This window comes from Microbacterium sp. LTA6, from assembly GCF_045690355.1.
Lineage (GTDB): Bacteria > Actinomycetota > Actinomycetes > Actinomycetales > Microbacteriaceae > Microbacterium.
In genome coordinates, this window is sequence record NZ_CP147855.1 from 712930 (window position 1) to 732687 (window position 19758).

The 19758-nt window shown below is 66.9% G+C and carries 21 protein-coding genes; 3 read left to right on the forward strand and 18 right to left on the reverse strand.

What is annotated here, in order from left to right; genetic code table 11:
• Positions 1-28 precede the first annotated feature (28 nt).
• Positions 29-1771, forward strand: a complete 1743-nt coding sequence (locus tag LTA6_RS03390) for an aldehyde dehydrogenase family protein (protein WP_341976131.1) — start codon at positions 29-31, stop codon at positions 1769-1771.
• A gap of 165 nt (positions 1772-1936) precedes the next feature.
• On the opposite strand, the gene pip is transcribed toward LTA6_RS03390, so the two are convergent.
• Both pip and LTA6_RS03400 read right to left on the reverse strand, forming a co-directional pair.
• On the reverse strand, positions 1937-2902 hold the full coding sequence (gene pip / locus LTA6_RS03395; protein ID WP_407358625.1) for a prolyl aminopeptidase: 966 nt from the start codon (positions 2900-2902) through the stop codon (positions 1937-1939).
• Positions 2903-2970: 68 nt separating this feature from the next.
• Entirely contained in the window at positions 2971-3843 is an 873-nt protein-coding gene (locus LTA6_RS03400) for a neutral zinc metallopeptidase (protein ID WP_341976133.1), read from the reverse strand.
• Between the two features lie 44 nt (positions 3844-3887).
• On the opposite strand from LTA6_RS03400, the gene LTA6_RS03405 reads away from it, so the two are divergent.
• Together LTA6_RS03405 and LTA6_RS03410 are read left to right on the forward strand one after the other, a co-directional pair.
• Positions 3888-4877, forward strand: a complete 990-nt coding sequence (locus LTA6_RS03405; protein WP_341976135.1) for a malate dehydrogenase — start codon at positions 3888-3890, stop codon at positions 4875-4877.
• A gap of 54 nt (positions 4878-4931) precedes the next feature.
• Positions 4932-5402 carry a recombinase family protein gene (locus tag LTA6_RS03410; RefSeq protein ID WP_341976136.1) on the forward strand — a complete coding sequence of 157 codons (471 nt, stop codon included), beginning with the start codon at positions 4932-4934 and terminating at the stop codon, positions 5400-5402.
• A gap of 9 nt (positions 5403-5411) precedes the next feature.
• Here LTA6_RS03410 and LTA6_RS03415 read toward each other — a convergent pair whose 3' ends face one another.
• From LTA6_RS03415 to LTA6_RS03490, 16 genes are all read right to left on the reverse strand, one after another.
• Positions 5412-6071 (reverse strand): hypothetical protein, encoded by a 660-nt coding sequence (locus LTA6_RS03415; protein WP_341976137.1) that lies wholly within the window; start codon positions 6069-6071, stop codon positions 5412-5414.
• Positions 6068-6562, reverse strand: coding sequence for a hypothetical protein (locus LTA6_RS03420; protein WP_341976138.1), 495 nt, complete (start codon positions 6560-6562; stop codon positions 6068-6070). The genes LTA6_RS03415 and LTA6_RS03420 overlap by 4 nt, the downstream gene beginning before the upstream one ends.
• Before the next feature lie 2 nt (positions 6563-6564).
• Positions 6565-8127 carry a hypothetical protein gene (locus tag LTA6_RS03425; RefSeq protein ID WP_341976139.1) on the reverse strand — a complete coding sequence of 521 codons (1563 nt, stop codon included), beginning with the start codon at positions 8125-8127 and terminating at the stop codon, positions 6565-6567.
• 3 nt (positions 8128-8130) lie between these two features.
• On the reverse strand, positions 8131-8412 hold the full coding sequence (locus LTA6_RS03430) for a hypothetical protein (RefSeq protein WP_341976140.1): 282 nt from the start codon (positions 8410-8412) through the stop codon (positions 8131-8133).
• The gene (locus LTA6_RS03435; RefSeq protein WP_341976141.1) at positions 8409-8597 is read right to left on the reverse strand and encodes a hypothetical protein; all 189 of its coding nucleotides are present in this window, start codon (positions 8595-8597) and stop codon (positions 8409-8411) included. The genes LTA6_RS03430 and LTA6_RS03435 overlap by 4 nt, the downstream gene beginning before the upstream one ends.
• Positions 8598-8745: 148 nt before the next feature.
• On the reverse strand, positions 8746-9237 hold the full coding sequence (locus LTA6_RS03440; RefSeq protein WP_341976142.1) for a hypothetical protein: 492 nt from the start codon (positions 9235-9237) through the stop codon (positions 8746-8748).
• An 11-nt stretch (positions 9238-9248) separates the two neighbouring features.
• On the reverse strand, positions 9249-9839 hold the full coding sequence (locus tag LTA6_RS03445) for a hypothetical protein (protein ID WP_341976143.1): 591 nt from the start codon (positions 9837-9839) through the stop codon (positions 9249-9251).
• Between the two features lie 214 nt (positions 9840-10053).
• On the reverse strand, positions 10054-10341 hold the full coding sequence (locus tag LTA6_RS03450; RefSeq protein WP_341976144.1) for a WXG100 family type VII secretion target: 288 nt from the start codon (positions 10339-10341) through the stop codon (positions 10054-10056).
• A gap of 185 nt (positions 10342-10526) precedes the next feature.
• Positions 10527-10814, reverse strand: coding sequence for a WXG100 family type VII secretion target (locus tag LTA6_RS03455; protein ID WP_341976144.1), 288 nt, complete (start codon positions 10812-10814; stop codon positions 10527-10529).
• Positions 10815-10931: 117 nt separating this feature from the next.
• The gene (locus tag LTA6_RS03460; RefSeq protein WP_407358626.1) at positions 10932-11984 is read right to left on the reverse strand and encodes a hypothetical protein; all 1053 of its coding nucleotides are present in this window, start codon (positions 11982-11984) and stop codon (positions 10932-10934) included.
• Positions 11981-12601 (reverse strand): hypothetical protein, encoded by a 621-nt coding sequence (locus LTA6_RS03465; RefSeq protein ID WP_407358627.1) that lies wholly within the window; start codon positions 12599-12601, stop codon positions 11981-11983. The genes LTA6_RS03460 and LTA6_RS03465 overlap by 4 nt, the downstream gene beginning before the upstream one ends.
• Entirely contained in the window at positions 12598-13215 is a 618-nt protein-coding gene (locus tag LTA6_RS03470) for a hypothetical protein (protein ID WP_341976147.1), read from the reverse strand. The genes LTA6_RS03465 and LTA6_RS03470 overlap by 4 nt, the downstream gene beginning before the upstream one ends.
• A 64-nt stretch (positions 13216-13279) precedes the next feature.
• Positions 13280-14446 carry a hypothetical protein gene (locus tag LTA6_RS03475; protein ID WP_341976149.1) on the reverse strand — a complete coding sequence of 389 codons (1167 nt, stop codon included), beginning with the start codon at positions 14444-14446 and terminating at the stop codon, positions 13280-13282.
• Positions 14447-14457: 11 nt separating this feature from the next.
• The gene (locus tag LTA6_RS03480; protein ID WP_341976150.1) at positions 14458-14766 is read right to left on the reverse strand and encodes a hypothetical protein; all 309 of its coding nucleotides are present in this window, start codon (positions 14764-14766) and stop codon (positions 14458-14460) included.
• Between the two features lie 77 nt (positions 14767-14843).
• Positions 14844-15131, reverse strand: coding sequence for a WXG100 family type VII secretion target (locus LTA6_RS03485; RefSeq protein WP_341976144.1), 288 nt, complete (start codon positions 15129-15131; stop codon positions 14844-14846).
• Between the two features lie 105 nt (positions 15132-15236).
• On the reverse strand, positions 15237-19748 hold the full coding sequence (locus tag LTA6_RS03490; RefSeq protein WP_407358628.1) for an FtsK/SpoIIIE domain-containing protein: 4512 nt from the start codon (positions 19746-19748) through the stop codon (positions 15237-15239).
• Positions 19749-19758 lie beyond the last annotated feature (10 nt).

A 19758-nucleotide genomic window follows, 5' to 3' on the forward strand; every position in this document is an offset into this window, starting at 1 on the left:
GCTGGGACCCCGCCCGAAGGAGACGTCGATGACTTCTACGACCACGTCCGCCCCTGCTGACCTCGACGACGCGGAGCGCGCACGTCTCGACCAGGACGTGGCCGCGCTCCAGACCGGCACCCGCACCTGGTCGAGCCTCACGGTCGGCCAGCGGGCAACGCTGCTTCGAGCGGTACGCGCCGGTGTGGCGGCGACCGCCGAGGACTGGGCGACGACAGCGGCGGCATCCAAGGGCCTTGACGCGAAGCATCCGCTGCGCGGCGAGGAGTGGCTCAGTGGCCCGTACAGCGTGCTCGGCGCGCTCGACGCCTACATCGAGACCCTCTCCCGTCTCGCCCAGGGCGTCAACCCGCTCGACGGCGTGCGACTCGACCGGGCACCGGGCGGCCGTACGCGCGTGCACGCGTTCCCCCTCACCGGGATCGACAAGTTCCTGCTCTCGGGGTACACCGGAGAAGTCTGGCTGGAGCCCGGCATCACCCCGAACGCCGCACGCGCCGCGGCCGGCCTCGCCCAGCGCACACCCACCGAGTCCGGGGGCGTCGGCCTGGTGCTCGGCGCCGGCAATATCACCTCCATCCCGGTGCTCGACGTGCTCTACGAGCTGCTCGCCCACAACCGCACCGCCCTCCTCAAGGTCAACCCGACGCAGGACTCGCTCGTGCCGGTGTACAAGCGCGCGTTCGCCGCTCTCATCGAGCCGGGGTTCCTCCGGATCGTCCGAGGCGGGCCGGCGGTCGGGGCGCACCTGACCGGCCACCCTGACCTGATCCACGTGCACATCACGGGGTCCGCGGCGACGTTCGATGCGATCGTGTGGGGCCAGGGCGCGGCGGCCAAGCGGCGCCGGCGCGAGAACCGTCCGCAACTGAAGAAGCCGATCACGGCTGAGCTGGGCGGTGTCTCGCCGATCATCGTCGTGCCAGGCGAATGGACCGATGCCGACATCACGTTCCAGGCGGAGCACATTGCGACGATGCGTCTGCAGAACAGCGGACACAACTGCATCGCCGGCCAGGTCGTGATCCTCTCATCCGACTGGGCGCAGGCCGATGCCTTCCGTGCCGCTCTGCGCCGCGCCTACGCGAACGCCCCGGAGCGGCCGACCTGGTACCCCGGCTCACCATCGCGGATGCAGTCGGCAGCGGATGCCTACCCCGATGCCCTCGTGCTCGGCGACCGCGTGCTCGTGGAGATCGAGAACGGTCAGGATGCCGCGCCCCTCGAGCACACCGAGTACTTCGCTCCGGTGCTCGGCGTCGTCACCGTACCGGGTCACGGCCAGGACTTCCTCGATGCGGCCGTCGCGCACGCGAACAACGAGTTGCAGGGCACGCTCGGCGCGAACCTGCTGATCGACCCGGCGACCGAGAAGGCTCTCGGCTCCGGCTTCGAGCGGGCGATCACCGCCCTCCGCTACGGATCGATCGCGATCAACGGCTGGACGGCGTTCGGCTTCATCACCCCGACCCTCACCTGGGGCGCTTTCCCCGGCAGCACGATCGACGATGTGGGCAGCGGGATCGGCGTGGTGCACAACGCGCTGCTGCTGGACGGTGTCGAACGTTCGGTCGTCCGCGGACCGTTCCGGCCGTTCCCGCGGTCACTCCCCCTGTTGAACGGCGGCGGGCGCCTGAGCATCCTGCCGAAGCCGCCGTGGTTCGTATCGTCTCGCACCGGCGCCGTGGTGAGCGAGGGCCTGACCCGCTTCCGCGTGACCGGCAGCGTCCCCGGACTCGTACGAACCCTGCTCCAGGCGCTTCGCGCCTGACGGCACCCGTCAGCTCGGTCGTTGAGCGAGCGCCCTTCGTCTCGTCGCTTCGCTCCTCGCTCAGGAGCCTGTCGAAACGCGTCATCCAGCGTTCGAGGTCGGATCGATGCGTTTCGTCTCGGTCGCTGCGCTCCCTCGCTCAACGACCAGCGAGAACTGGGCCGCTCAGAGGGCGAGCAGATCCGTCGCGTCGCGCAGCGCCTGCTGGATCGCGGGCTCGGATGCCGAGTGCCCGGCCTCGACGATGACGAATTCCGCTTCCGGCCATGCACGATGCAGATCCCAGGCCGTCATCACCGGGGTGCAGACGTCGTACCGCCCCTGCACGATGATCGCCGGGATATGGCGGATCGCATCGATGCCGGCGAGCAGCTGACCCTCGCTCCACCATCCGCGGTTCACGAAGAAGTGGTTCTCGATGCGGGCGAACGCCACCGCGCGCTCCGGATTCGCCATCTCGGCGATGTGCTCCGGGTCCGGACGCATCGTCACGGTCGACGCCTCCCATGTGGTCCAGGCGACCGCCGCGGGAATGTGCACCGCAGGATCCGGATCGAAGAGGCGACGGTGGTACGCCTCGATCATCCGTGAGCGCTCGAGGATCGGGATCGGTGCGATGAAGTCCTCCCACAGATCGGGGAAGAGCGCGGCCGCGCCGCCCTCGTAGAACCATTCGAGCTCTTCACGGCGCAGCGTGAAGATGCCCCGGAGCACGAGGCCGGTGACGGCGTCCGGATGCGCCTGCGCGTAGGCCAGGGCGAGGCTGCTGCCCCAGGAGCCGCCGAACACCTGCCAGGCCTCGATCCCGAGGTTCTTGCGCAGCAGCTCCATGTCGGCGATCAGGTGCGCCGTGGTGACGAAGCGCAGGTCCGCGCCGGGCTCGGCGGCGTGCGGGGTGCTCTTGCCGCAACCGCGCTGATCGAAGAGCACGATCCGGTACTTCTCCGGGTCGAAGAAGCGGCGCTGCCAGGGCGAGGTGCCACTGCCCGGTCCGCCGTGCAGGAAGACCACGGGCTTGCCCTCGGGGTTGCCGCTGACCTCCCAATGGATGCGGTGCCCGTCACCGACGAGCAGTTGCCCCTCATCGTACGGCTCGATCGATGGATACAGTGCATCCAGGTTCATCATCATTGGTCCCCCGACCCGGTGAAAAGAAGTTCAACCTTCCACGCTAGCCGAGGGATGACGACCTCCTGGTATTACAGGTCGCCCTCGGCGACAGTGAAGGTGTCGCAGACGCCCAGGCCGTTCTGGTATCCGTTCGCGAACCAGTACTGGCGCTGATCGCTGGAGCCGTGCGTGAAGCTCTCCGGGTTCACGAAACCGGACTGCTCCTGGATGTGGTCGTCACCGACCGTGACCGCCGCATTGATGGCGTCGTTCAACTGCGCCTCGGTGGGCTCCAGCAGATACGGGTCGCCGTCGGCATCCTTCTGCTTGGTCATCTGCCCGATCCAGGCGCCCGCGTAGCAGTCGGCCTGCAACTCCATGCGCACACCGTTGCTGCCGGGACCGGTGCCGTTGTTCGGGTACTGCTCCATGTAGCCGGTGATGTTCTGGATGTGGTGACCCCACTCGTGCCCGACGATGTACAGCTGCGCGAGGTTGCCGGCGGATGCTCCGAACTGCTGCCGCATGAGATCGAAGAACGTCGGATCGAGGTACACACCTTCTTCGGGCGGGCAGTAGAACGGCCCGACGGCGTTGGATGCGGTACCGCACTGCGTCGGAGTCTGCCCGTCGACGACGGTGAGCTGCGGGGCTCGATAGCCCTCGATGTTCTCCGCCCAGAACTCGTCGAGTGCGACCTGCGCGCCTGCCATCCGGCAGTCGACATCCGCGTTGGCGTCAGCGCCGGTCTTGCAGTCCTCGATGACTGAACCGCCGGCAGGCTCCGTACCGCCGCCCGTCGCGCCGCCACCGAGAAGGCCGGTGAGATCCACACCGAGGAGCGGTCCGACCAGGAGAGCGATGATGCCGAGGACACCCACGCCACCGCCGGCGATCGCCGCGTTGCGTCCGCGGCGTCGCGTGGTGTTGCCCGAGATGTCGGCGTCGGGGTTGAAGGTCATGAATCGAGGGTACTCCCGTGCCGATCAGACGTAGGCTCGGAATCATGACGACGACCATCACCATCACCGGCGCGGGCGGGCAGATCGGTTACGCGCTGCTGTTTCGAATCGCGGCCGGCGACATGCTCGGATCGGACGAGAAGGTGCGGCTGCGGTTGCTGGAGATCCCCCAGGGGCTCGGCGCCGCGGAGGGTGCGGCGCTCGAACTGCAGGACGGTGCGTTCGGCCTGCTCGAGCACGTCGAGGTGACGGATGACCCGGCCGTCGGGTTCGACGGCTGCGATCTCGCGTTGCTCGTCGGCGCCCGGCCACGAGGCCCTGGCATGGAGCGTGCCGACCTGCTCGCTGCGAACGCCGGGATCTTCGGCCCGCAAGGCGAGGCGATCGCCGCCAACGCGGCATCCGGGGTGCGGGTGACGGTCGTCGGCAACCCGGCGAACACGAACGCGCTGATCGCGGCAGCATCCGCTGACGGAGTTCCGGCCGAGCGCTTCACCGCACTCACCCGCCTCGACGAGAACCGCGCCAAGGCGCAGCTTGCGCAGGCCCTCGGGGCTCGCGTCGGGAGCATCGGTCGGGTGCCGATCTGGGGCAACCATTCGGCGACGCAGTTCCCTGACGTGTCGCACGCGACCGTCGACGGGCGACCGGTCACCGAGGCTCTGGCCGCGATCGTCGGCGATGTACCGGCGTGGTTGGAGAGGACCTTCATCCCCCGGGTGGCGAAGCGCGGCGCCGAGATCATCGAGGTGCGCGGTTCGTCATCGGTGGCGTCGGCCGCGAGCGCGACGATCGACCACGTGCGGGACTGGGTGCACGGCACCGAGGACTGGACCAGCGCCGGTGTCGTCTCGCACGGCGAGTACGGAGTTCCGGAGGGGCTGATCTCCTCGTTCCCGGTACGTTCCGTTGCGGGCGAGTGGCAGGTCGTCGAGGGGCTGGAGCTGAGTGAGTGGGCACGCGCGCGGGTCGACGCCTCCGTGACCGAACTGGTCGAGGAGCGCGAGGCCGTACGGGCGCTCGGGATGCTCTGAATCGGTCGCCATCCGGCTACGCAGCAAGGCAGAATGGATGCTGGAGGTGCGCCGATGAGCGATTCAACTGAGCTGACGACCGGGAACGTGCATATTGACGACCCGCGGACCAGTCCGGTACACCTGCCCCATGCTGCGGCCGAGTGCCCGAAGTGCTTCACCGAGTTGCAGCAGAACCGCAATTTCTGGTCGGCGCGACCCGATGGTTCACGTCTGGTCGGGCTCGTCGTCGCCCGCGAGGGGATGCCATCGGTCGTGCAGCAGCGCGATGACCTCACCCGCTTCGGCGTGCCCATCGAGGGCTTCCGCCACCCGGCGCCCGACATCCTGGAGAGCTGGAGTGAGCGGCTGGGCCGGCTCATCGCGACCTTGAAGCCCGGTGACGTTCTCGTGGTCGCCAACCTCAACGCGCTCGGCCGGGACACCGATGAGGGCACGCGCGCCGTGGCCGAGCTGCGCCGCCGCGGCATCATGGTGAAGGTTCTCAGCCACGACTCCCGGCACCTGGCCGACGCCGGCGCCTGAGCCACAGCATCAGCTCGCCTTGGCTCCTCCGGCGAGCAACTGGTCGCGCAGCGATTCGGGCTTCTCGTCGCTGAAGTAGGCGACCGCGACGAACTCGTCGAACAGCGCGCACATCACGTTCTCCAGCTCACCCAACGGGGTGGAGAAACGCACCATCAGAATCCGCTTCGTGTCGGGCACGGGGATCCAGTAGTCAGCGATCAACCGCATGACTCCGTCCGACTCCGCACCTTCCTCGACCAGCTCGACACGGTGCGTACGCAGCGCGGGGACCCCAGGACCGCGCACCTCGACCATCGACGCGAACGCCGCAGGATCGATCTGCTTCAACCCCTCGGCCATGACCTTCAGCACCTTCTGCGGCGCAGTGCCGACCGCGGGACTCATCCGAAGATCGGCCGGCTCGAATACGAGCAGCGTCACCGGCAACGGGGTGCCCGGTGCGATCTCGGTCGAGAACATGATGGCGCGGACCTCGCCCTGCGCGCCCGCTGCCACCGCCTCGTGCAGCTGGTTGCGCACGGTAGCGCGCTCGACGGCACGATCGTCGGCAGGGCCGATCGCATCTCGTGCGATGCGTCTGATGGAGGAGTTCGTCGCCTCCTCGGCGGACAGATCCACCGAGAACCAGCGCCCCGGAAGGCGGAACCGCAGGCCGCGGCCGCTCACTCGGGTGCCGCCCACTCTCCGTAGCGGGCGTTCATATCGGTCAGGCTGACGCCGCCCGTGCCCGCCTCCGTGACGCCCAGGGGGTCGAGTTCCGCTGCGGCAGACCTGAGATCGACGACCTCGTGGCCCTGCGCCGTGTCGGCGCCGGCCGTGATTTTGATCGTGTTCGGCTCCCACGGCAGAGCACCCCAAATGGCTTCGACCACGGCATCCAGCTCGCTGGCGGTGAGCGGCTCGGCGGAGTCGACCTCGAGCCCGAGACTGATCCGATGGCCGAACCCGTTGGCCGAACGAGCGAGGTCTCGCACGCCCACGATCCTCGGCTCGGCCGCCGTCACGGCATCCGCCACGTCACCGTAGTCCACTGTCGTTCCTTCCGTCTGTTCCGTTCCGGGCGTCGCGATCGCGCAACCCGACAGTGCACCGCTCAGCAACGAACCCGCGAGCGTCACGGCGAGGAGACGGCGCGTCCCGATGTGTCGTCGCTTCATGTTCATTCATTCCAGTGGTAGTAGGAGGTGTCGGTATACCCATCTTCGTTGAAGAAGTTCCCCAGGTCGGGATGGTTCGCCTGCACCTCGGCGAGATGCTCCTGATAGGTCTGCGAGTACTTGTCGGCGTTGTGGGCACCGGCGTCCACGCCGAGGACCGGATTCGGATTCGGCGGGTCGACGTTGATGGTCGTCCAGTTCGGTCCGTGCTCGGTGCCGAGATCCCCGGCGACGATGTCGAGGTTCGGGACCGGGTCGCCGTTGTGCTGCACCGAGACCACGTCCACCGAATCCGGGATGGGCATGTGATCGATGGGCGCTCCCGAGACGACGACGGCCTGCCAGTTGTAGTCGGAGTTGTACGCCGCGAGATGCCCCGCCATGATGCCGCCCTGGCTGAAGCCGACGAGCATGACCGGGTCGTTCTCGCCGATGCCGGCCTGCTCCATGGCCTCGAGCACGGCCCGCTCGTACTGCGTCTGCAGGGCCGGCGTCAGCATCAAGGCCAGGTTGCTGTCGAGGTCGTTCACGGCCCCCTGGTCGCCGAAGCGCGACAGCCACTCCTGTGTGCTCGGCAGCGTGACGGTGTAGTACCAGCCGTCGGGCCCGAGCACCTTGGTGATCTTGACGACGGAGTCGGTCTCCCCGCCGAGCTCATCCACCTCCCCGGTGCCGTTGAGCACCGTGGCCAGGCTCGGATCCGCCGGAACGTCCTCCGGCAGCACATCGGCGTACGGGTCCGTCTCGCTCACCTTGGGCGTGTCCTTGAGCACGTCGGAGAGGATGCTGGCGATGAGGAACGCGGCGAGTACTCCTGCAATGATGGCCGCGATGATGAGCCCGATCGTGCCGAACAACATCCCCACCGCGATGATGAGGAGCAGTATCACCAGCACGCCCAGGATCGCGACGATCGTGTTCGCGATCCTCTTCAACAGATCGACGACGTCTTGCAGGAAGTCGCCGATCCATTCCCCGATCCCCTCGAGGAAGTCGCCGATGTCGGAGAAGAAGTCCCCGACCTTGTCCCAGAATCCTTCATTCGTCGAATCGATCGCCGCGTCGATCTTGCGGATCGCTGCCTCTGCGGCCTCATTCATGGCCTCTCGCGCCGCGTCGATCCGTCCGCTGGCGGATCCGACGGCCGCCTGGGCGTCATCAGCGGCCCGCTGAGCGCCAGGCACCTGCCCCGTCAGCGAGGGAGCTGCGTCGTCAGCGGCATCCACTCTGTCGTTGAGGTCTTCGAGCGCACTGTCGGCGCGGCTCTGCGCGAGAAGCGCATTGTCGAGGTCGTCCTGCGCTCGCTCTGCATCGGCGTGGGCCTCGGTGAGGGCGACGGCGTACTCGGTGATCGCGTCAGCGGTGCCTTTGTAGCGGGGCTGGATGCGATCCAGATCCGAGGCGATCTGCTCGTTCTGCTCGTGAAGAGCCTGAACGGCCTTGCCCTCGTCGTCGTCGACGATGCCACGCAGTTCGCGGATCACATCGAGGATCACTTCTGCCGAGGAGGCGAGGTCTGCGGCGCGCGATGTCAGTTCAGCGGGCCGCCCGGGAAGAACGCTCATGGACTATTTCTCCCCATCCTGTGCCATCTTGTCGTCGAGGTCACGGAACGTGTCGACGATCGCCTGCATGAAATCGGCCTGCGACCGCAGGTTGTCGCGCAGCTTCTCGCGCGCGATGTCCCATTTGCCACCGAAGTCGTCGATCTTGCCGCTGAGTCCACCGTGTCCGGTGAGCCCGCCGAGATCGTCTGCGAGAGCTTCGGCCTCATCGAAGGTCGTGGCGAGCCCCTTGGCCGTGTGTGCGGTGGACTGCAGCCGCGCGAGGTCCATCTTGACGTCGCTCATCGCTCTCCCCCGTCGTCGTGCCGGTCGCGCTGCGCGAGGCGCTCGGTCGTCGCCGTGCGCAACCACGCGCCCAGGGCGGCGTCGGCTGCTCGCACTTCGGCGCGCAGGTCCGCGGCATCCGCGGCGGATACGGGCACGCGAACCCGCAATCCCTGCAGTGCCGCCGCCAGAGACTCGTCCGACATCGTGCGCCCCCCTTGTTGCGTGAATACGCCTACCGCGCGAACCCCTCCGGCCCGATACCCACACCCTACGGAACCGCGGACGACGCTGTCGATGGGCACAACTGCCCATCACACTCGAACACGGATCCGACGCGTCGTCGAATCCACGTCAGAAGGCGCCGCCCGGGTACACGCTCTCCGGCAAGGTGAAGCACGCCGAACCCGAATCAATTCGGATCGTGTTTGAAACGCCCTGACCGAAGATGTAGTTCTCCGCTGTTTCCGGCGACATAAGCTGCACTTCATACTTGTCAGAGATGTTCAGGCGTGTCCTGATTTCGAAGCGATCATCATCTAGAAAATGTGCTTCCATCGCCTTCACGATCGACTCAATCTCCGTCCCCGGCGCCAGAGTGACTGTCGTCGCTCCGTTCCAGCTGTGCTGCGTCTCATTGCACGCGAACAGCGACCCCGTCGGGTTCTGCTCGACGCTAACGATGACCTCCGGCGGGATCAGCTCAGCCACCTCAAGCTCCACCTCTTGCGAAGTCCGCTTGGCCTCCTCCCAGGTAAAACCGCTGTCATCCACTGGCTCCTCCTTCGAGGGCATACAGCCAGTCAGCGACGTCACGAGCACCGCGACAAGCACTACCTTGGCCACGTGCGCCCGCCTCATTGATTGACCATTTCAAGCATGTCCCTCAAAGCCCGTTTGTTGTCGTCGCTGTTGCTTGCGATGAGGTTGTGGTTCTCCACAAGCACACTCCCGTAGTCCGGCGGCACGTAGATCGACGGATACTCACCGACCATCCCGACCGACACCTGGTCGAGCACGTCATCGTCAGGTCCTCGATAGTAGTCGTCGTGATCGAATGCGGGATGTTCGCGGGGATTGTTCCCGCCCCACACCAGGTCCATCGACTGCGCCTCCTGGAGAGCATCCTGGTACGACAGATCCACATACAGCGTGTCCGGGTCCGCTTCCCACTCCGGCAGCATCCCGGCACCCGACAGCGAGATCACCTTGTCATAGTCCACGCCCGCGACCTCAGCGCTTGTCACGTTGGCCAGGCCCCAACTGTGCCCGAACGCATCATGCTCCGCGCCAGCGAACTGCGGGTCCGTTCGCATCCCGAGCTCGAACCGCGCGAGCTGCTCCCCCGAACCTCGCGCGGTGTCCGGATCGTTCGCTTCGGTGATGCGAATGAAGTTGACGCCGCCCTTCTCGCTGTCCTCACCCGGAAAGGGGCCGTCCTTGTACACGAACGCGACGGTCCCCGGAACGTTGTCGAACATGAACTGTCCGATCTCCTGCACCTCGGCCCTGTAGAAGTCGTTGAGGTTCGTGAACGTCCCCGGCACGCCGAGCTGTCAAGGGCGATGGGGACTACTCCCCATCGTCCTCCGACTCCCCGTGCCACGACACGACAGAGGGGGCCGACCGTCATGGTCGACCCCCTCCAGAAGATGCCGTGGTTCAGCCGCCGGCGAGCTGCGTGTCCAGGTCCTGGATCGCACGCATCATGCCGAGCAGCGACTCGGACATGTCGTTGATGCCGTCCACCGCGGTCTTCAGACCCGTGGTCAGCTCGCCATAACCCTCACCGAACTTGCCCGAAGCGTGCTGCGTCTTGAAGTCCTCACCCAGCAGGGTGTCGACCTGACCCTTCAGGGTGTCCAACTGCCCCTGAATGTCATCACGAGCCTGCGACAGCGACGACGCCACCTGCTCCATCTCCGAATAAGATGCACCGAAATCAGCCATCGTCAACTCCCTCGACTCAAAATTCCTCGAACCCCTCCGGCCCGATACCTACACCCTACGAAACCTCGCACGACACTGTCGATGGGGACAACTCCCCATCCGACCCGTCTGCCTCTCTGGCGATGCGACGACACGACAGAGGGGGCCGACCTTCATGGTCGACCCCCTCCAGAAGATGCCGTGGTTCAGCCGCCGGCGAGCTGCGTGTCCAGGTCCTGGATCGCACGCATCATGCCGAGCAGCGACTCGGACATGTCGTTGATGCCGTCCACCGCGGTCTTCAGACCCGTGGTCAGCTCGCCATAACCCTCACCGAACTTGCCCGAAGCGTGCTGCGTCTTGAAGTCCTCACCCAGCAGGGTGTCGACCTGACCCTTCAGGGTGTCCAACTGCCCCTGAATGTCATCACGAGCCTGCGACAGCGACGACGCCACCTGCTCCATCTCCGAATAAGATGCACCGAAATCAGCCATCGTCAACTCCCTCGACTCAAAATTCCTCGAACCCCTCCGGCCCGATACCTACACCCTACGGAACAGAAGACGAACACGTCGATGGGGACAACTCCCCATCCTCCGAACCCGACGAGGTCAGGCCAGCTGCGCTGTCAACGCCGCGGCGACGATGCCGAACACCGCGGGGATCAGGCATCCGATCACGAAGGCCCTGCCGGACGGGGGTGCCGCGAACAGCGCCGCGCGCTCCTTGCTGCGTTCCTCCCAGCCCGTCCGCGTCGCATCGTCGACGGACGCCGAGCGCACCAGCACTGATCCGACGAGCACGGCGAGATCTTCGACCCAGCGCCAGAATGCGGTGTCGGTGAGCGCGAGCTCGCGGCGGGCGATGATGTACACGCGTCCACCGATCACCTCGATGTCGCAGCTCGACGCGAGCTGCAGCAGGGCGTCCCTGACGGGCGCCGTGAGCGCCTCGCGCACCGCGGCCTCGTCCTGCGGTTCGCAGGACACCGTGACGTGCTTGTCGAACTCGACGTCGATTGGCTGCTCGCGCTGAGTCGGCGGCGGGACCGCAGGCTGACCCCACACGTCACCCAGACGGGTGATCAGCGTCATGGGCGGCAGGCCCGAAGGAGCATCGAACGCGACGAAGCAGGCGGTGTGCTGCATCCGCGTGCGCGCCGACATCCTCTCGTACCCGTAGTTCGCGACCTGGAACCCTCCGACGGCGCCGGATGCGAGGCCGTCGCGGATGGCCCGGGCCCCTCCCCGGCGGAACAGCGAAGCCGGCAGGTCGGGATTCTCGCGGAATGCCTCGTACGAAAGGGAGTTCGACGCGGCGAAGCGGGCGAGCCGGTACCAGCGCTCCTCCTCGTCTCGTCTGGTCCTGAGTTCCGTCCTGATCTGCGAGACGGCCAGCGGGATGACCATGACTGCGGCGATGAGCCAGGTGTAGACGTTGGCTCCTGAGCCGCCGAAGATCATCTGCACGACGAGGGCGAAGAGAGAAGCCAGGAGGCCGAACCCGACCACCAGGACGATGAAGCGGACGACGATCCGGGCGACAAGAGCAGACCTGCCGTTCTCGCCGGCGATCTCGCGTACGCGCTTCTCCGCCTCGGAGTGCGCCGTAGCCGCATCGAGCGGTTCTCGGAGCGCCGTCGTGTCGAACGCGAGGGGCGTCACGCCTGCCACTCGTCGCCCTTCTTCACGACAGCGGACACCAGCTCGGCGACGCGCTCCTCGCTGGGCAGCGGGGTGAAGCCATCCACCCTCATGCCGTTGAGGACACCCTCGGCCAGAGGCTCGACCACCGCCAGCAGATACGGCGGCACCGGGCCGAGAACGGCCCCGATGGTCATGCCGCTGCCGAAGAACAGCCACCGCCTGGTGCCGAAGTCCTCGCCGTTCTCGCGCTGCGCGAGGGTCGCGGAGAACCCCACCCCGAGGTGCTCGGTCTCGACGCGCAACGGTGCAGGCGGAAGGATGGCAGTCGGCGACCACAGGAACTCCGCCTGCTCCTGGCGGGAGAACTCGCTCTGCGCGACGACGATCGTCAGTGTGGCGAGTGCGGCGGCATCCGGGCCCACGAGCAGGAAGAGCCGAGCGTCCGGAGTGGCCCGCGTCGCAAGCGTCTCGAGAGCACGCTCGACCCGCGCGTGCAGCTCTTCCGGGACCTCGACTGCCGCGGTGTACTCGGACCGCGCGCCGGCCGCCCATTCGGCGGGGCTCTGCGGCCCGTTCTCGCCGATCGAGATCGGGATGGCGTCGGCGCGCTCGTAATCGAAGAAGATGTCCATCATTCCTGCCAGGTGAACGTCGACACGTGAGCGTCGAACAGGGATATCCACAGCGCGATCACCGGGTCGTCCTCCGGGAGATCCGCCTCATGAGGAACGGTGACTGTCCACTGGACGGCTTCCGTGAGCTTGGAGCCGGGGATCGGGATGAGGTAGTTGATCATGAAGGACACGGCGCTCACATCGTCCATCGAAACCGGCCGCCGCTCTGTCCAGCGGACGATCCGGTGCCCCTCGCCGACGGCGACACCACCGTGATTGGTGATCATGCTCTCGACGACGCGACTCAGCGGCGCTTCCGGTGTGGCTGCCCGCTTGATGCCGATCATGCTCGCCGTGCCGAGCGCCCAGGTCGGCGAACTCTCGCCGGCGAACGCGTACGCGAAGCCGTTCTGCCCTCGCACAGAGGCGAGCGCGTCATGCACCTGCCGGGAGAGCTTGAGCGTGAGCGCCTCGCTCGCCTGCGCCGCCCTGAGCCGAGCGGTCGCGCGATCCGTCAGCTGCTTCTCGGTCTGCTCGCTCAGGTCGTACGCCTCCCACCCCGGAGGCAGCAGCATCCGATACGGGGGGACGACGGCGCCGCGGCGCCCGAGCAGCTCAGCACGAAGATCGCTCATGGAATCAGTCTGTCATCTCTCTCAACGCGCACACGGGCTCAGCCGACTCCCGAGGGCGCAGGGCTCAGCTGAACGGGTTCTGATCCGCGTCGAACGTGCCGGACCATGCGCCGCCCGCCGAGTCCTTGATCGCGCCGGCGATGGCGAACTGCGACGACCAGATGTTGCCGACCATCTCCAGGGTCTGCACCCCGGTCGCCGTGCCATCCGTCAACCGTCCGAAGTCATCGATGGAGTGGCCGCCGAACAGGCGCGCACTGAAGTCCGCGAATCCCGTCACCGGGTTGGTCTTCGTCGCCCACGCGCTCCACCCGGCGCTCGGCGTCATGCGTCCGAAGAAGCCGAGCGCATTGTCTGCAGCGGCGAACGACTTGAGGCCGCGGGCGGCGGGGCCGATGAAGGGGATCACGCCGATCACGCCGAAGGCGACGTCGACCCAGCTGCCCTCACCCCGTATCGCTCTCGTGAGAGCGACCGCGAGGGTCAGAACCGCGACGATGCCGGCGAGGATCGCGATGAGGGGTCCGCCGACGATGATGGCGAGGACCGCGAGGATGATGCCCGCGACCGCGAGCACGTCGGACATGAACTGCAGGAAACCGCCGAAGTCGTCGTTCCACGAGTCTTCGATCTTGCCCGCCATGTCGTCGCGGATGCCCTTGGCGGCGTTCGAGAATGCCGTGTGCCAGGAGTCCCACTCCGTGTCGTAGTCCTTGGCCCTGTCGTCCCAGGCGCCCTTGGCGTTGGTCGCGAGCGTGTTCGCGGATCCTGCCGCGGTGTCTCTGGCCTTCTCGGCCTCCTCGCGGAGGGTCTCGTCATCGGCGTCTTCACCGGTCGGGTAGTCGGGGCGCTCGTTGCGTGCCGCGTCTGCGGCTTCCAGCTTGCGGTTGTACTCGTCCCAGAGATCGAAGAGGTCCTCGATGATCGTCGTCATCGTCTTCTGGGAGTCCTCGAGCTCCTGCCCGTAGGTCTTGATGTAGGGCGCCACCGCGCTGTACAGGTCGCCGCCCTTTTTGAGGTCTCCGTGGACCTTCTCCGACAGCTCCTTGAGCTTGTCGATGGCGTCACCGCGCATGTCGGCGCCGTTCTCCACGAGCCGCTGCAGCAGGAGGGCGGAGTTCTTCATGTCGGTCGCCAGATCACTGATCTGCGTGCCGCGTTCCTTGATCTCGGCCGGGTCGCCGGTGACCACCTGGATGTGGTGGCCGCCCGGTGACGTCTGAGGCATCATCACGTGCATGGTCAGTTGCCTCCGCTGTTGTCGGACTTCTTCGCGGCCTCGACATCGAAGTCCTTGAAGCCCTTGATGACGCCTTCGAGATGCTCTGCGACCTTCTTGCAGTTATCCATCAGCGTCTTGCGCTTGTCGTCCCAGCGACCTTCGAAGTCGTCGGCGGCGTCCTGCAGGTCGTCCTCGCCGTACGGCCGTCCCACGGCCCGGGACAGGTCCTTGCGGCGGCTTCCCGCTGCCTCGAACTCGTCGATGATGTTCTTCAGCTCGGTCTGCAGTTCATCCAGATCGTCGTACTTGAGCTTGACCCCGTCGCCCACGCTCTTCTCCTCCGGTAGAAGTCAAGTGAAGGGGGCCGGTCTCGCAACCGACCCCCGGATAATTCTTGTGCCGTGGCTCAGCCGCCGGCGAGCTGCGTGTCCAGGTCCTGGATCGCACGCATCATGCCCAGCAGCGACTCGGACATGTCGTTGATGCCATCCACGGCAGTCTTCAGACCCGTGGTCAGCTCGCCATAACCCTCACCGAACTTGCCCGAAGCGTGCTGCGTCTTGAAGTCCTCACCCAGCAGGGTGTCGACCTGACCCTTCAGGGTGTCCAACTGCCCCTGAATGTCATCACGAGCCTGCGACAGCGACGACGCCACCTGCTCCATCTCCGAATAAGATGCACCGAAATCAGCCATCGTCAACTCCCTCGACTCAAAATTCCTCGAACCCCTCCGGCCCGATACCTACACCCTACGAAACCTCGCACGACACTGTCGATGGGGACAACTCCCCATCCCGGATCAGACGAGTCGATCCCCGTCCACCAGGGGCAGCTGCACCGTGACCTGCCGGCCGGCCTGCACGAAGATGCCTCGGCCGTCCGGGAAGTCGGTGCGCTTGACCTTCGGGAACGGCACCTTGAACACGGCGTCGCCGTCGAACGCATCCGGCTTGATGATGATGCCCTTGCGACCGGCCTTGAAGTCGCCGATGAAGCCGAACCCGCTCGTGACCTGGGTCACATCCGCGTCGCCGATCAGCAGGTGGTCGCTGCGGTTGACCGCCTGGAACAGAGCCTTCATCTCGCGCTCCGCTGGTCCGTCGGCGAACTGCGGCACATCCTCGACGACGATGAGCATCCGCACCGGCAGCGTCTCGTCGGCGGCGATCTCGGCGATCTCCTTGGCGAGCTCCTTCGCATCCTCCGGCGTGACCGCGCTGCGGGTCCAGTCGGCGTAGCCCTTGAGCTGTGCGCGACGGCCGCCGAAGTGGAAGAGCTTGATCTCGGGGTCGAAACGGCGCATCGATCCGATGATCGCCTTGAGCGCGTTCGTCTTGCCCGACAGCGGAGGACCGGCGACCACGAAGGTGCCGACGGGGTCGAACTCCCGAGGCGCGAGCGTGTCCTCGGCGACACCGAGAACCGGGAACTCGCCGATCCGATCCGGCAGGTCCCGCGCGGACAGCCGCGTCGGCAGCGCGCCGATCTCGGCCACCTCGCGGGCGCCGGCCGCACGCAGGTCGGCGGCCAGCTTGTCCAGCAGCTTCGTCTGCTCAGCGACGTTCGGAGTACCGCCGAGCGTGGCGATCTGCGTCTCCAGACCGTCGACGATCGCGCGGCCAGGGGCGGAGCGCTCGTCGAGGACGTCCTTCGGTGCGTTCAGCATCGCGTAGCTGGATTCGTCGGCCAGACGCAGCACCACACGTCGTGAGACGTTTGCGCTCACCGCGGTCGGCACCGAGCCGGAGCGGTCGGCGCTCGCGACGACGTGCACTCCGAGCGGGCGCCCCTCGCCGAGGATCCGCATGAACGTCTGATAGAACGGCATCCGTGCCGTCGTCGACTCCCACTCGCTTCGGAACTGCGGGAAGCCGTCGATGAGCAGCAGGATGCGCGACTCGGCCTTGCCGGTGATCTCGCGATACTCCGTGAGGCTGGCCGCGTTCGCCGCGCTGAACCGCTTCCCGCGGTCATCGAGCACGCGAGCGAGGGAACGCAGGATGCGCTGGACGCGCTCGGCGTCATCACCGGCGATGATCGATCCGACGTGCGGCAGCACCTCGAGGCTCCGCAGGGACCCGGATCCGAAGTCGATTCCGTACACCTCGGCATTGGACGTTCCGGCGTGGAAGCCGGAGGCGATCGCCAGCGTGCGCAGCACGGTCGATTTTCCCGACCCGCTGGTGCCATAGACGAGCAGCGAGCCGTCCTTGTCGGGGTGGAAGTAGGCGGGCTCCTGCAACTGACGCTGCGGAACGTCCATCTTGCCGAGAAGGATCTGGCTGTCACCGAGCACCGGCAGGTCGCGGATGTCGACCGCGCGCTCGAGGTCGTCGAGCCACGGCCGGCGAGGCGCCGGGATGCCGGCTGCCGCCGCAGCCTTCACCAGGCTGGCGACGATGCGCTTCTGGTCGTTCGGCCCGAGGTCCTCGTCGTGCGAGTCGGACTCCGGCGCCTGGTCGGCCTCCCAGGTCTGGATCGACCCGAAGCGGAGTTCGGCGACCTTGACCTCTGCCGCCTGCACCTCGTCGGTCGTCCATCCACCGGCATAAGCCGACTGGAACGACACGAGACGGCCGGGGCCGGTCTTGGCGATACCGCGGCCGGGGATCGAGGGTGGGAAGCTGGCGGCTACCGGATCGTCGACGACGTCCTTCGAATCCGACTCATCGGCCATGCGCAGCGCGACGCGCAGGTTGGTGTTCGCTCGCAGGTTGTCCTTGATGACGCCGGCGGGTCGCTGGGTCGCCATGATCAGGTGGATGCCGAGCGATCGGCCTCGCTGAGCCACGTCGACGACGCCGTCGACGAACTCGGGGACTTCGCCGGCGAGCGCGGCGAACTCGTCGATGACGAGAACGAGCGCGGGCGGCGTCTCCGGGTCGCGGCGCTTCTCGAGCTCGAGGAGGTCTTTCGCCTTCTTGCGGTTGAACAGGTGCTCACGATGGTGCAGCTCGGCTCGCAGGCTGGTCAGCGCTCGGCGCACCAGGTGCGGGCTGAGATCGGTGACCAGACCGACTGTGTGCGGCAGGTCGACGCAGTCGGCGAACGCCGAGCCGCCCTTGTAGTCGACGAACAGGAAGGTGACCCGATCGGGGCTGTGCGCAGCGGCCATGCCGAGTACCCAGGCCTGCAGGAACTCGCTCTTTCCGGCACCGGTGGTGCCGCCGACGAGGGCGTGCGGGCCCTGCGTCCGCAGGTCGAGGGTCATCGCGTCGGTCTGGGACTGTCCGATGATCGCGCGCAGGTTTCCGGCCTTCTTCAGACGGGACTGCGGGGCACCGGAGCGATCGAGGATCGTGTTGTTCTGCCGCCACCGGTCGATCACGGCATTCGGGTCCGCCGCGATGTCGGCGCCGACGAGGGAGAGGAACATGACCGAGTTGGGGATGTCCGAAGCATCCTCGATCACCGTGCTGGAATCCACCACGGGTGCGAGCCGCTTGGCGAACATGGTCATGTACGCGTGCGAGACGCCCTCGACCTGCGCGTCGCGATACGCGACGCCACTGCGGACCGTTCCGACGGTGGCGTGGTCGAGACCGCCGCTCACGTCGATGAAGGTACGGCAGGCGGCGGGCAACGCCTCGACGACGGGCGCCACGAAGAGCCCGTAGACGCCGACATCGGCACCCCGCTCGAGGATCTGCGTAAGCCGGGCACGGTCGACGGGCGCATCGTTCGTGACGATGACGACGATCGCCGCCTGGCCGGGGAACGTCGCGTCCTCTGCAGCGCGCTTGACGTCGGTGCCGTAGACCATCGGATCCCAGTCGTCGCCGTAGGGCGGGCGCTGCGACTTCGCCTCGCGGGCACGGCGCAGCACGATCTCCTCCAGCCCGCTGAGCAGGGCGGCACCCGTGGATGCCGAGTCGGCCAGCGCCACATCCTTGAACGGGTTCCGCTCGCTGGAAGTGTGCGGCAGCCACTTGAGCCAGTCGAGCTCATTCGCCCAGCCCGGCTCGGTGAGGGCGACCGTGACGAGCTCATTGGGCGAGTGCATGCCGAAGAGCTGCACGGCGACGCCTCGCAGTGCGTCGCTCGCGAGAGACGTGGGTCCGGCGACACCGATCGACCCGACGCTCTGCAGCGACTCGAGGATCGGCACGTCGGCGATCATCTTGTAGCGCTCTTCGAGGCGGTTCACGCGTTCGACGTACTCGGCGAGCGCCTCCGGCGTCTCGGTGCGCTTGATCTTGGTGCGCGATTCGCTCTCGCACACGCCTAGCCGCAGGGCAAGGAAGTTCCAATGCTCCGGTCGGCGCGTCCACAGCAGCGGCCCCAGGCGCATGGCCTCGTCGAAGACGACCGCGACGGCAGGCACCTCGTTCTGGCGCACCTCGCGTTCGCGGGGATGCGCGTGGTAGAGCTTCTCCTCGAGCCGCTCGATCTGCTCCTCGAAGGTCTCGACCTCCTTGCCCAGACGCTGACCGACGTTGGTCTTCTGGGAGATGAAGTTTCCGAACATCATCATCGGCGACGCCGCCGCCATGAGCAGTGAGAGCATGCGGCCGGTGACCGCCCACATCGTCACGGCGAGCAGGATCGGCGCAACGAGCATCGGCCACGGGAACAGTCGTGACGGCGCCTCGCGCGGGTATCGCGGCTCGTCGAGATCCTCGCCCTTGAATCGCTCCTCGACCCGCGGGCTGCGGTTGAACATCAGGGCGCCGCCGCGCTCCAGCACCGGGTCGCCGTCGGCCGAGCCGTCGAAATCGCTGACCATGTGCACGACGAACTCGCCGTCTCCGAGCACGAACTTCTGGCCGGGGATGACCCGCAGACGCTGCACGAGGCCGCCGTCGACGAGGATGCCGTTCGCGGAGTTCAGGTCGACGAGTTCGACGAAGGTCGCTGCGACTTCGATTCGCGCGTGCCGCTTGGACACCAGCGGATCGGCGATGGTGACGTTGTTGGAGGCATCCCGACCGATCAGGAAGTGCCCGATGGGAAGCGGGAACTCCTGCCCCGCCGCGGGCCCGGAGACCACCGAGAGCAGCGCGGCCGGGCGCGCTCCGACGCTCCCGACCGCCGCCCGGTTCGGACCGACGTTGACGACCTCGGCGAGGAATCCCGACCCGATCGGCGCATCGCCGATGAGGAGATCAGGCGTGAGCATCACCGGGCTGTCGCTGGTCGGCGGCGAGACCGACAGCGTCAGCACGTCGGCAGGGCTCGCTGGGATGCTGCGCAGCGGATCCGTGGCGGCGATCTGCCGCGCGACGTCGGCCACGGTCGCCGTGGAGTCGGCCATCACGACGATGTCCGTCAGGGGAGCCGCAGGGCGCCGCAGTGTCAGCTTGACTCTCATCGGTTGGCCT